The following is a 12,672-nucleotide window of genomic DNA, read 5'->3' on the forward strand; positions in this document are numbered from 1 at the left end:
GCGGCCTGCGACAGTTGAAGTCGATCTCCTCAGAAGGAATATGCGATGAAGAAAGTCAGGAAGGCAGTCATACCGGTAGCGGGGCTTGGAACGCGATTCCTGCCGGCGACCAAGTCGATGCCGAAGGAAATGCTGCCGGTCGTCGACAGGCCTGTCGTGCAATATGCGGTGGACGAGGCGTTCGAAGCCGGCATCGAGCACATTGTCTTCGTGACGGGCCGCAACAAGGCGGTCATCGAGGATTATTTCGACCTGCATCCCGAATTGATCGGGACTTTGGAGCAGACCGGCAAGAAGGCGCAGCTTCAGGCGCTGGAAAGCCTGCTTCCCGTGGCCGGTGCGACGAGCTTCATCCGGCAGCAGTCGCCGCAAGGTCTCGGCCATGCGGTATGGTGCGCCCGGGAGGTCATCGGCGATGAGCCGTTCGCATTGCTGTTGCCGGACATGGTGTCCTTCGGCGGGCGCGGATGTCTCGCCGAAATTGCCGATCTCTATGCGCAGACCGGCGGAAACGTCATCGCGGTCGAGCGCTGCGACCCGACCGAAACCAGCAAATACGGTATCGTCGGCTGCGGCGCGGATGTCGGCTCGGGTTTCGAGGTGACCGCCATGGTCGAAAAGCCGGCTCCCGCCAATGCGCCGTCGAACTACTACATCAACGGCCGCTATATCCTGCAGCCTGAGATATTCGCGCTGCTCGGCAATCAGCAACGCGGCGCCGGCAACGAAATCCAGCTGACCGACGCCATGGTCCGCCTTGCGCAGAGCCAGGCTTTCTTCGCCCAGCCCTTCAATGGCCGGATGTTCGACTGCGGCTCGAAAGAAGGGTTCATCCAGGCCAATGTCGCCTTCGCGCTGGCGCGTGACGACATGAAGGGGCCGATCTTCGAGATGCTTCAGGAGTTCGTCCGGTCGCATGAGCGCCGGGTAGAAGCCGCATAAAGCCCATTTTTGGGGAGTATTAGCGTATGAAATGGTGACGCAAGACACGCCGATATGTTTGGCCGCCCGGGTTTCGCGGCGTCTGGCATGAAGCTTGCGTTGCACATATGCTGATGCCCCCGATCTTGCTCTAGCGCCTGCAAACCAGAGCATCGGACCCAAAACGGAGACCGGTTTTGGGAAAATCCTATGCTCAAACAAGAGATAGAGCGGCGGCACAGTTCGACTTGAGGGACCGCCGCTCTAGATGCAAACTAGAATTGGACCGAAGATGAATTATGCCAATTTTCCTCTCGACAAGAGGAAGCCATTGCCGAGTTCAGACGCCGTAAGCGCCGAAGACTTCATCGATGTCGAGCGCCTGCTCAGCATGGCAGCAAGGCAGGCAAAGGTGGTCGCGGTATGTGCCGCCATCGGTCTTTTTCTGGGCGTGCTCTATCTGCAGACCACGCCTCCCACCTACATGGCAACGAGCCGCGTGCTGATCGACGAAGGCTTGAACAAGGTCGTCGACGAGGTCTCGGCGGCGTCGGTCAGCATGCAGACCGATTCCGCCATTCTGAGCCAGATCGAAATTCTCCACTCGGCGAGGCTGGCGGCGGTGGTCGTCGACAAGCAGAAGCTCGATCAGAACGACGCTTTCTTGTACCCGCCGACGTCGGCAGCGTCGAAGGCCGCCGGTTTTGTGCGCGGCGTGATCCGGTACTTCCGTCCCACCCCCGCCGTGGTGGGCACCACCGACGTTACCCAGCTTGATGCGCCGACGCGTGAGGCGATGATCGCCTCGTCACGCCGCGATTACGCAATCCTCAAACTGCAGAACGAGGTGCAAGCCGAGCGAATCGGTCGAAGCTATGTGATCTCCATAGCCTATCAGGCGACGGATCCTGCGCTCGCGACGGCGATCACCAAAGCCTATGCCGACGCCTATCTCGCCGATCAGCTCGATGCGAGCTTCGATGCGACCGAGCGAGCGGCGGTCTGGCTGCAAGGCCGGCTGACGGAGCTTCGCGAAAGTTCCCAAGGAGCGGCGCTCGCGGTCGAGAAGTTCAGGGCCGAACATGGATTGGCCGTCAATAACAATGGCCAGTTGATCAGCGACAAGCAACTGTCCGACCTCAATGAGCAGCTCATTGAAGCGCAGGCCGATACCGCGCGCGCCAGCGCCCGCTATCAGCAGTACAAGTCGATCGTCGAAAGCGGTTCGGACAACGCATTCAGGGATGCCGCCATATCCGCCGACCAGCCGAGCAGCTCGGTCATTTCGACGCTCAAGACCCGCTATCTCACTGTCGCCAAGCGGCAGCAGGATATCGAAGCCAATTTCGGCGCCGAGCATCCCCAGGCGGTCGCGCTGGCCAAGGAAAAGGTCGACATATCGGCGCAGATTTTCGGCGAGCTGAAGCAACTGACCGAAAGCTATCGCAACGAATACGAAGTCGCTCTCGCGCGCGAGACGGCGCTCCGCGCAAATGTCGCGTTAGCGGCCGGCAAGAGTTCCATCGACAACCAGACGCAGGTCCAGCTGCGCGAGCTGGAGCAGAAGGCAACGGCGCTCTCGACACTTTATCAGACATTCCTTGGCCGCTACGAGGAAGCCTCCCAGCAGCAATCCTTCCCGGTCGGCAAGATCCGCGTCATCTCAGACGCGACGCTGCCGCAGTCGGCGGCAACGCCGCGCACGTCCATCGTGCTGGGACTTTCGCTTGTGCTTGGCCTGATGATGGGGGCCGGGGTCGGTGGCCTGAACGAATTCAGGGAACGGTTCTTCAGGACCGGTGAGGACGTTCGCGATCGCGTCGGCCTCAAATTCCTCGGCTACCTGCCAGTCATTGGCAGCAAGGTCGCCAAGAACGATGACGGTCAGGCGGATGTCAAAACCGCCCAATCACCGTCGGCCGCCGAAAGACGCGCGCGCATGCGGGTCAGCATCGACGCCCCGGCATCGATGTTTTCCGAAACGCTCCGCAGCGCCAAGATTGCCTTCGACGTCGTATTGGAAGGGCAAGGCAGCCGGGTCATCGGCGTGATCTCGGTCCTTCCCGGCGAGGGCAAATCGACCGTGGCGGCGAATCTGGCCGGACTGCTTGCCGCCAACGGCTCCAAAACGCTGCTGGTGGACGGCGACCTGCGCAACCCCGGCCTCAGCCGCAGCCTTGGCATGGAGGCCGAGCAAGGCCTGATGGAAGCGGTGGTGAGCGGGCAGACCTGGCAGTCCGTCGGCAAGATCGACCGACAGACCAAGCTGGCGATCGTCCCGGCCGTCCCGCGCGGTCATTTCTCCCACACAAGCGAGCTTCTGTCGTCGGCCGGGATGCGACGTTTCATCGACAACGCCAAGGAAACCTTCGAGTACATCGTCGTCGATCTGCCGCCGCTCGGCCCCGTGGTCGATGCCAAGGCCTTTGCTCCGCTTGCCGACGGCTTCGTGCTCGTGACCGAGTGGGGGCGCACGCCGCGCGCGATGGTGCAATCCATACTGAGTTCGGAATCCTACATCGCCAACAAGATCGTCGGCGTGGTGTTGAACAAGGTCGATCTGAAGAAGCTGGCGAAGTATGGATCGATCGGCGGCTCGGAGAAATTTTTCGACAGGTATTCGAGCTACTATCTGGAAAAATCGGAAGCGCGGACGAAGGCAAATACCTGAGGCCCGTATAGGAATGGATGTTGAGCGGATCGTCGTCCTGTGCGGCGAGGCCGATGCTGGCTGATGCGGCGTGAGCGAACACGGATGCCCTCGAGCAAGGCAATGATCGGCGGCTGGGCATGAAGCGACAGTGTCGACGGGAATGATGTCCTATGCGTGGGTCGATCGCCTCGCTTGACCGCGCCGCGACCGGTCGACACGTAGGAAAGAGGGCTCATCACTTGCAAAGAGCGTGGGCACCATGCTTCGCGCCGCACATTCCACAGCAGCACGTTTGCAGCCACGAACCGGCGTGACACGCCGGCGGTTACGCCGCCTTGAGACGATAGCGGAAGATGGTGTGGTCGAGCAGAAGCCGGACTCGCGGTTCGGCCTCGATCGCAATCAGCCAGCTCGCGGCGACCATGGTCGCCCCGACGATGACCACCGAAAGCAGATATGGCACTCCCGCACGCATCAGGGCGCCGAGAATGGCAGCGCCGACGACATCGTGGATCAGATAGAGAGGGTAGGTCATCAGGCCGATCCGGCGCCAGCCGCGCCAGGAGAGGTCGAGCCGCAACGAGCATGCCATCAGGGCGATGGCAACGAGGAAGAAGACGATCGGTGGCGCGTATGGCATCTGCTCTTCGACCTTCACGGTGTGAACATCGACCGAACTGGCGATCTGGAGGACGCAGCCGACGAGAAACAGCGCGCAGAGGACAAGACGGAAAGGCGTCACCGCCTTGAAGCGCATCAGCCAGATCATGACGCCCGTCGCAAAGAAGCACCCATGATGCACCAGCAGCAGGGCGAGCCAACGCGTCTCGGCAAAGGCCGACCAGTCGAGCGGATAATACAGGCACCAGAAGAGCGTGCTGACCATGCCGATCACAATGGCCACGACCTCCATCAGATGGAAGCGGCCCAGCCACAGCAAGGTCCAGACGACGGCGTAAAAGGCAATCTCGATGCCGAGCGTCCAATAGACGCTGTCGACCCAGGGGGAGTAGGGAACGAACAATGCCGTGCGAACGAGCCGGTTCACGGCATCCGTCGGCCAGCTGAGGCCGACGAGGAGCAGCACCGCCGCAGTGACCGGCGCGCAGATCCAGACCGCCGGCGCCAGCCGCTTCACCCTTGCCTCGAAAAACCGCAAGGGGGTTGAGTTTTCGGCGCTGAAGGCGATGACGAAGCCGCTGATGACGAAAAACACCTGTACGCCGACCCATCCGGAGCCGAGCATCTCCAGTTCCGGATGCGGCGGGATGCCGCCGGTGGCCCGTGCCGAAACGCCGGCGGGAAAGGCCCACACCCAGTAACCGTAGTGGTAGAACATCACGAGGACGGCGGCGAGAAATCGAAGAATGTCGACGCCGCCAAATGTGGTTTTTTGCTGAGCCATGCCGTATCGTCGGTGGGCGCCCCGGCAAAACTGTATGGCGATTTGCTGCATTGCACAATAGCCAATTGGCTACCGGCGCGCTGTCGATGGCCAGATGTCCTTACAGGCCGATCCCGCGTCCCTTCAGCACTGCGGTAATTTCGTCGAGAATGACCGGATCGTCGATGGTCGCCGGCATAGTCCATTCTTCCTTGTCGGCAATCTTTTGCATGGTGCCGCGCAGGATTTTGCCGGAGCGCGTCTTTGGCAGGCGCTTGATCGTCACCACCGTCTTGAAGGCGGCGACCGGGCCGATGCGCTCGCGCACCAGGGTGACCACCTCGGTCTCGATAGTGCCGGTATCGCGGTCGACACCCGCATTCAGCACGACGAAGCCGAGCGGAACCTGGCCCTTCATCTGATCGGCGATGCCGATGACGGCGCATTCGGCAACGTCCGGATGCGCGGCCAGCACCTCCTCCATGGCGCCGGTCGACAGCCGGTGGCCGGCGACATTGATGATGTCGTCGGTTCGGGCCATGACGAACAAATAGCCATCCTCGTCCATCATGCCGGCATCCGCCGTCTTGTAGAAGCCGGGGAATTCGTCGAGATAGGCTTGGCGAAACCGGTCATCGGCATTCCACAGCGTCGGCAGGCAGCCGGCCGGCAGCGGCAGCTTGACCACGACATTGCCCAGCGTGCCGCGCTCGACCTCATGACCTCCATCATCGAGCACGCGGATGTCATAGCCGGGCATCGGCACGCCGGGCGAGCCGTATTTCACCGGCAGCAGGCCCAATCCGGCCGGGTTGATCGTCATCGGCGAGCCGGTCTCGGTCTGCCACCAATGATCGATCACCGGCACGTGCAACTTCTGCTCCGCCCATTTGATGGTTTCCGGATCGGCGCGCTCGCCGGCGAGGAACAGCGTGCGGAATTTCGAGAGGTCGTATTTCGGGACGAATTCGCCCTTGGGATCCTGTCCCTTGATGGCGCGGAAGGCGGTCGGCGCGGTGAACAGCGCGACCACGCCATGCTCTGATATCCCCCGCCAGTAGGTGCCGGCGTCGGGCGTGCCGACCGGCTTGCCCTCGAACATGACGGTCGTGCAGCCATGCAGCAGCGGGCCGTAGACGATATAGGAATGGCCGACCACCCAGCCGACGTCGGAAGCCGCCCAGAACACCTCTCCCGGCTTGACGCCGAACTCGTTCTCCATCGACCATTTCAGCGCAACCATGTGGCCGCCATTGTCGCGCACGATGCCCTTGGGCTGGCCGGTCGTTCCGGACGTGTAGATGATGTAGAGCGGGTCGGTGGCGAGCACTGGAACGCAGTCGACATTGGCGCCCGCGGCCCGCTCGCGGGCGACGGCGTCGGCATAGTCGATGTCATGGTTTTCCCTGAGCTCGCAGCGCAGCTGGTCGCGCTGCAGGATGAGGCAGGCGTCGGGCTTGTGCCGCGACGTCTCGATCGCCTTGTCGAGCAGCGGCTTGTAGGCGACGACGCGCCCAGGCTCCAGGCCGCAAGAGGCGGAGATGATCAGCTTCGGCTTGGCGTCGTCGATGCGCGTGGCGAGCTCGTGCGAGGCAAAGCCGCCGAAGACGACCGAATGCACGGCGCCGATCCGGGCGCAGGCAAGCATGGCGAAGGCCGCTTCCGGAACCATCGGCATGTAGATGATGACGCGATCGCCTTTCTGGACGCCGCGGTTCTTCAGCACCGAAGTCAGCGCGACCACCTCGCGCTTCAGTTCGGCATAGGTGAATTTCTTGATCGTGCCTGAAATCGCGCTGTCATGGATCAGCGCGATCTGATCGGCGCGGCCACCCGTCACGTGACGGTCAACGGCGTTGAAGCAGGTGTTGCAGGAGGCGCCGCCAAACCAGCGCCCGTAGACGCCGGCATTCGGATCGAACACGTTGTCGTAGGGTGAGAACCAGTCGATGGCTTTGGCCGCATCCGCCCAGAATTTCTCCGGATCGCGTTTCCAGCTGTCATAGACCTCGTGGTAGCGTGACGCCATCCAGCTTCCTCCCCAGGAATGTTTGCTGTCTTTGAAATAGCGTATGCTGTTTTTGCAAGCATGTGCAATTTCGTCTTTTGGCGACCTCGCCTTGGCCGCAAAACGCGGCATGATGGTCTAGGGTCATAATGGGGGCAAGGCGCAATGAAGTCGCGATGCGAGGTTGCCGTGTTGGCGGCTGTGCTGTTGACGGTCGCTTCCGCCGCTCAGGCCGGCGATGCGGCGGCGAGGCGCATTATCGGCTTTTCGCCGGACGGCAACTATTTCGCCTTCGAGCAATACGGCACGCTCGATGCCGGTGTTTCGGATTCGGGCTGGTCGGAGATCGACATCATCGACACACGCACCGACGAGTTCGTCGGCGGCAAGCCCATCCGCATCGTCGATGAGACCGAGGATTCGACCCTGACGGTGGAGCAGGCGAGGGCACAGGCAGCCGCGCAGGCGGCACCTCTGCTCGCCCGATATGCCATCGCGCCGCGCGGCGAACGGACGGCCGTGGACAAATTCACCTTTCCCGACGACATGATCGGTTACCAAGACATTGCGCGCCTGGAGCAGGTTTCGCAGAAATGGCTTTCGCCGAGCTATGACGAGCTTGGCATCTCGACCATCCAGCTCGACCAGACCCTAGCCGGGAGCACGACGGATTGCTCGTCAAGTTTCGATGAGACGCAGCAAGGCGCCACGGCCGGCAAGGCGCTCGGTTTCCGCCTGACGCTGCAGGGACAGGATGGCAAGCCGTTCAAGCTGCTGCATGAGGACAAAGCCGTGCCCGGCTCGAGGAATTGTCCGACTTCCTACAGCCTGTCGGAATCCTATGCGTTCACCCCGGATGGCAAATCGGCAGTGCTAGCCGTGCTCGTGCAACGCTTCAGTCAGGGATTTGAAGGACGGGACCGCCGCTTTATCGCCGTGACCGGCGAGGTGCCTTGAAAGCCGCTCGCGCCCAGGCATCCTCGACGCCATCTCGACTGCCCTATTCGGATTGGTTCTAGAGCGGCAGCGCCGCGAGCACGAGTCCGACCCCGCCGGCGATCAGCAAAGCGGCGGCGAGCGCCTTTCGGTGACGTTCGAACCCCGTCGGAGCCCGATCCCAATTGTAACGCATGTTCCGCCTCCCAAAACCCGCCGGATTCCTTACCTTACCAAAGGTAAGGAAAGCAACATTGTGCCTAAATCCACCAAACTGGTCTGACAATGCTCGGCGTGGCGCATGACAGCGTTGTCACCGATTATTTTTGGGGGCGTCTTTGCAAAGTCCCGCTTCGCAGATCGAAGCGGGCTTGCTTTTTGATGGTAAGCGGCAGCGCCGTGTTTGGCCGCGCTACATCCCCCAGCGCAGTGCCGCCGTATGCACCGGTGCGTCCCACAAGGCGGTCGTCTCGTCGTCGAGCATGGTCAGCGTGATCGAGCAGCCGGCCATGTCGAGCGATGTCACATAGGACCCGACCAGCGAGCGGGTGACCGTCACACCGTTATTCTCGAAGATATTTCGGGCACTGTTGTACATCAGGTAAAGCTCCATCAGCGGCGTGCCGCCGAAGCCGTTGATGAAGAGCAGCGCCGGGCCTTTCGCCCGGTCGCCGAGATCGCCCAGGATCGCCAGGCAGATCTCCTCGGCGATGGCATCGGCGCTCTTCAGCGTGTCGCGGCGGCGGCCGGGCTCACCATGAATGCCGACGCCGAACTCCATCTCGCCGTCGCCGATATCGAAGGTTGGCTTGCCGGCCGCCGGCACGGTGCAACTGGTCAGCGCCACGCCCATAGAGCGGGTCGCGCCATTGACGCGTTCGCCAAGCGCCTTCAGCTCTTTCAGAGCCATGCCTTGCTCGGCCGCCGCGCCGAGGATCTTCTCGACCACCAGCGTTCCGGCGACGCCGCGCCGGCCGGTCGTGTAGGACGAGTTCTCGACGGCGACATCGTCATTGGTCACCATCTGCACGACGCCCTCCGACATTTCGGCGGCCATGTCGAAATTCATCACATCGCCCTCGTAGTTCTTGACGATGAACAGGCAGCCGGCGCCGGTATTGACGGCCTCTACCGCGGTCAGCATCTGGTCCGGTGTTGGCGAGGTGAACACCTGGCCGGGGCAGGCGGCATCCAGCATGCCATGCCCGACCAGCCCGCCATGCAGCGGTTCGTGGCCAGAGCCACCGCCGGAAATCAGCGCCACCTTGCCGGGCTTCAGCGCCTTGCGGCGGACGAATTTATGCTCGTCGCCAAGCACAAGGATGTCGGCATGGGCGGCGACGAAACCATCGAGGCTTTCGGTCAGCACCGTGTCGACCGAATTCAGAAATTTCTTCATGACCGTCCTCCCGAAATGGCCAGGCGCGGCGCGACTATGTCCCGCCCTTGCCGGCTATGCTGGTGATCTTCTGGATGAAATCGTTGACTGCCCGGTCGAGTGCTGCGTTCTGCTTGTCGTCACCGAAATCGGGAACGATCAGCGAGACATGCCGCGTCTTTCGCATGCCTGACGCCACCGACATTTTTCCCGGATGCGCCTGGTGGTAGGCAGCAAGAAAATGGTCGCGTTCGGCCGGGCTGAAATGGCAGACGGAGAAAATAGCCGGCAAATGTTTTGACGGGATCGGGATCGAATAGGCCGGGCTGGAAATCTGCGTGACGAAGCTGCGGTGCTTGCCGAGCGCGTCGGCGAGGCGCTGGCGCATGCCGGACGGGCGCTGGTCGATCACCTGCGACAGGATGGTCTTGTAGGCGCGGATCGCCTCTTCGGAGCCGGGTTCAGGTGTCTTGTCGGCCATGCCAGCGCCTAGATCGATACGTCCGCGATGGCCGCCTTGGCCATGGCGAGCTGGGCGGGAACCACGGAAAGGTCGCGCAGGCCGGCCTCAAGCAGCGCCGGGATCGACGCTGGATCGCCACCGGCGTCGCCGCACAGGCTGACCGGAATCTTTTGCGCGCGGCCGAAGGCGGCAACCGAGGCGATCAGCCGGAGCACGGCCGGGTGCCGGACGGAATTCAGATGGGCGACGGAAGCATTGTCACGCGCCGCCGCCATCACATACTGGGTCAGGTCGTTCGAGCCGATCGAGAAGAAGGCGACGTTGGCAAACGCTTCCGGCGCGATCGCAACCGACGGCACCTCGACCATGATGCCGAGCGGAGGCATTTTTTGCGCGACGCCGCGCGCCACGAGGCCAGCCTGTTCTTCCGTAAATAGCGCGACGGCACGTTCGTACTCGTCCGCCACGGCGATCATGGGGAACATCACCTTGAGATTGCCATGCACGGCGGCGCGCAACAGGGCCCGGATCTGCACGCGAAAGACCTCCGGTCGCGCCAGCGACAGCCTGATGCCGCGCAGGCCGAGAAACGGATTGCCCTCGTCCACGGTGAAGCCTGGCACCGGCTTGTCGCCGCCGGCATCGACGGTGCGGATGGTCACCGGCTTTTCGCCCGCCCATTCCAGCACCTTGCGGTAGGCGCAATATTGCGTCTCCTCGTCGGGCAGCGTCTTGCCGAACAGGAATTCGGTGCGCATCAGCCCGATGCCGTCACAGGTCGAGATATCGATGCCGTCGACATCGGATGGATCGGCGATGTTGACCTGCACGCGCACCGCTGTGCCGGCTTTTGTCACCGCCGGCCTCTCCAGATAGGTCTGTGCCTTGTCGCGACGGGCCGTGAACGACGACGAAGACCGGCGGAAAGCTTCGATCTCGGCCTTCGATGGCGAAAGCACGATGCCGCCATGCTCGGCGTCGAGCAGTGCGATGCCGGCAAGATGAGCCGGCGAAGCACCAAGCCCCACGATCATCGGCACGCCGCGCGAGCGCGCCAGCATGGCGACATGACTGGCGGCACTGCCGGCTTTCAGCGCGATGCCGCCGCCGGAACTCCAGTTGGTTTCGAGAAAGCGCGTCGGAGCGATGTCCTCGCCATAGAAAATGGCTCCCGCCGGCGCAGCTGCCTCGCTGTCCTCGGTCAGCGCGCGCAGCACCTGGTCTCTGATATCGCGCATGTCGGCCGCGCGTGCGCGGAAGTAATCCTGATCCGACGTTTCGTAGCCTGCGATCTCGGCATCCAGTGCCTGCCGCCATGCCGCATCGGCTGGCTGGCCGGCGGCAATCGCGGCAAAGGCCGGGCCGGTCAGCACATCGTCCTCCAGCATGGCGAGCTGGAATTCGAGAATGTCGGCTGCATCGCCTTCACTCGCTTCGATCAGCGCGGTGAGCCTGCCTGTCGCAACACCGATTGCCGTATCGAGCGCAGCCTCCTCTTCAGCAGCCGTTGCCTTACCGGCATAGCGCGCGGCAACCGGGTCGAGGTTGAACAGCGGCCCCTCGGCATAGCCGGCCGAGGCCGAAATCCCCTTCAGCCTAAGCGCTTCGGGCATGGTCCGCGCCCTCGTCGAAATCGCGCCGCACCAGCTCGACAAGCGCGCCGACCGCTTCGCCGGCGCCGTCACCTTTGGCCCTTATATGCAGAACCGTGCCTTTCGGCGCCTTGGCCGCCATTACCTTGACGATGCTCTTGGCGTCGAACCAAGGGCCGTTGGCGGCGAGCGCCACTTCGACCTCGGCCGAAAATGTCTTGGCGAGTTTGGTGAGCTTCACCGAAGGGCGCGCATGCAGGCCCACCTCGTGGGTGATCAGGACGGTGGCTTCTGCGGATGCGGACATTGAGTCAAAATTCCTGTTCATTCACGACGGCGCCAGTTCGTGTGCTGTCGCCACCACTTCCCTGAGCGAAGCGCCGCCGGAAGCTTCCGTCGCCGCCATCACCGCGCCCTCGACGATCGGCGCATTGCAGACGATGATCTTCTGCGCGCGCGGCTCGCCGATCATCTCGACCGCCATCTCGCTGTTGGTCTCGGCGCCGCCGAGATCGACAAGTATGGCGACACCCGCCTCCGACCAGGCCTTGTCGATGGCGCTCATGATCGCCTCGACATTGGTCCCCAGCCCGCCATGGCCGTTTCCGCCGCACCATGCAAGCGGCACTTCGTCGCCAACCATCTGGCGCACCATGTCCGCCGTGCCTTCGGCGACCAGCGGCGAGTGTGATACGATGACGATGCCGACATTGCTCATGCGTGCTCCCCGATGGTCTCAGTGACAGCCCGCACCAGAAGCGCGACCGAGCGCCCGCCGGCATCCATATGGCCGATCGAGCGGTCGCCAAGGAACGAAGCGCGTCCGCGCAATGCCTTCATCGGCACGGTGGCATCGGCTGCACGGTCCGCGACATCGGCGATTTCCGCTGCCGTCTTTCCCTGCAACAGCGCCTCATGCACTGGCTGCAGCACGTCGAGCATGGTCTTTTGCCCGACTTGCGACTTGCCCCTCGCTGCCACCGCCTCGATTGCCTTGCCGAAAGCCGTAGCCAGATTGGCGCGATCCGGCTCTGCGGAAATCTCCTTGCCGAGCGCCATGAACAGCGTCCCGAACAGCGGTCCCGATGCCCCGCCCACCGTCATCACCAGCTTGGTGCCGATCGCCTTCAGCGCCTCCGGCAATGGCTTTGCAGCAAACCCCTCGGCCTCCGCCCGCACCGCCTCGAAGCCGCGCTTCATGTTCAGGCCATGGTCGCCATCGCCGATCGCCTGGTCGAGCGCGGTCAGTTCGTCCGCGTGGGCGGCAATCGTGTCGGCGGTGACGGATACCAGCGTCTTCAGGTCAACCTTGTCCATCGTCCCAGTCTTGTCCAGCG

At 62.8% G+C, this 12,672-nt stretch carries 11 protein-coding genes; 3 read left to right on the top strand and 8 right to left on the bottom strand.

The genetic code is table 11. From position 1 onward, the window contains the following. The first annotated feature begins 45 nt into the window (after positions 1-45). Together EOC94_RS09430 and EOC94_RS09435 are read left to right on the top strand one after the other, a co-directional pair. Positions 46-942 carry a UTP--glucose-1-phosphate uridylyltransferase gene (locus EOC94_RS09430; protein WP_127204063.1) on the top strand — a complete coding sequence of 299 codons (897 nt, stop codon included), beginning with the start codon at positions 46-48 and terminating at the stop codon, positions 940-942. A 271-nt stretch (positions 943-1,213) separates the two neighbouring features. Continuing rightward, positions 1,214-3,592 carry a polysaccharide biosynthesis tyrosine autokinase gene (locus tag EOC94_RS09435; protein WP_127290025.1) on the top strand — a complete coding sequence of 793 codons (2,379 nt, stop codon included), beginning with the start codon at positions 1,214-1,216 and terminating at the stop codon, positions 3,590-3,592. 307 nt (positions 3,593-3,899) lie between these two features. On the opposite strand, the gene EOC94_RS09440 is transcribed toward EOC94_RS09435, so the two are convergent. Together EOC94_RS09440 and EOC94_RS09445 are read right to left on the bottom strand one after the other, a co-directional pair. Further along, entirely contained in the window at positions 3,900-4,979 is a 1,080-nt protein-coding gene (locus EOC94_RS09440; protein WP_127290027.1) for an acyltransferase, read from the bottom strand. A 100-nt stretch (positions 4,980-5,079) separates the two neighbouring features. Next, entirely contained in the window at positions 5,080-6,987 is a 1,908-nt protein-coding gene (locus EOC94_RS09445; RefSeq protein WP_127290029.1) for a propionyl-CoA synthetase, read from the bottom strand. A 144-nt stretch (positions 6,988-7,131) separates the two neighbouring features. Between EOC94_RS09445 and EOC94_RS09450 the strand changes: the two genes are divergently transcribed. Then, positions 7,132-7,923, top strand: a complete 792-nt coding sequence (locus tag EOC94_RS09450; RefSeq protein WP_127204060.1) for a DUF2259 domain-containing protein — start codon at positions 7,132-7,134, stop codon at positions 7,921-7,923. Between the two features lie 391 nt (positions 7,924-8,314). Here EOC94_RS09450 and dhaK read toward each other — a convergent pair whose 3' ends face one another. Genes dhaK through dhaL form a run of 6 tightly spaced genes read right to left on the bottom strand, consistent with a single transcriptional unit; the run spans position 8,315 to position 12,652 of the window. Further along, positions 8,315-9,301: a dihydroxyacetone kinase subunit DhaK gene (dhaK, locus tag EOC94_RS09455; protein WP_127290030.1), complete on the bottom strand. Its 987-nt coding sequence runs from the start codon at positions 9,299-9,301 to the stop codon at positions 8,315-8,317. A gap of 34 nt (positions 9,302-9,335) precedes the next feature. Beyond that, positions 9,336-9,761: a hypothetical protein gene (locus tag EOC94_RS09460; RefSeq protein ID WP_095484299.1), complete on the bottom strand. Its 426-nt coding sequence runs from the start codon at positions 9,759-9,761 to the stop codon at positions 9,336-9,338. A gap of 8 nt (positions 9,762-9,769) precedes the next feature. Beyond that, complete coding sequence (gene ptsP / locus EOC94_RS09465; protein ID WP_127290032.1) at positions 9,770-11,356, bottom strand: phosphoenolpyruvate--protein phosphotransferase; 1,587 nt, start codon at positions 11,354-11,356, stop codon at positions 9,770-9,772. After that, a complete protein-coding gene (locus tag EOC94_RS09470) occupies positions 11,340-11,642 on the bottom strand; it encodes an HPr family phosphocarrier protein (protein WP_127290034.1) in 303 nt (100 codons plus the stop codon). Before EOC94_RS09470 ends, ptsP begins: the two co-directional genes overlap by 17 nt. Positions 11,643-11,663: 21 nt before the next feature. Next, positions 11,664-12,053 carry a dihydroxyacetone kinase phosphoryl donor subunit DhaM gene (gene dhaM, locus EOC94_RS09475; protein ID WP_127290036.1) on the bottom strand — a complete coding sequence of 130 codons (390 nt, stop codon included), beginning with the start codon at positions 12,051-12,053 and terminating at the stop codon, positions 11,664-11,666. Beyond that, positions 12,050-12,652 carry a dihydroxyacetone kinase subunit DhaL gene (gene dhaL / locus EOC94_RS09480; protein ID WP_127290425.1) on the bottom strand — a complete coding sequence of 201 codons (603 nt, stop codon included), beginning with the start codon at positions 12,650-12,652 and terminating at the stop codon, positions 12,050-12,052. The genes dhaM and dhaL overlap by 4 nt, the downstream gene beginning before the upstream one ends. Positions 12,653-12,672 lie beyond the last annotated feature (20 nt).

It is taken from the genome of Mesorhizobium sp. M6A.T.Ce.TU.016.01.1.1 (assembly GCF_003997065.1).
GTDB lineage: Bacteria > Pseudomonadota > Alphaproteobacteria > Rhizobiales > Rhizobiaceae > Mesorhizobium > Mesorhizobium mediterraneum.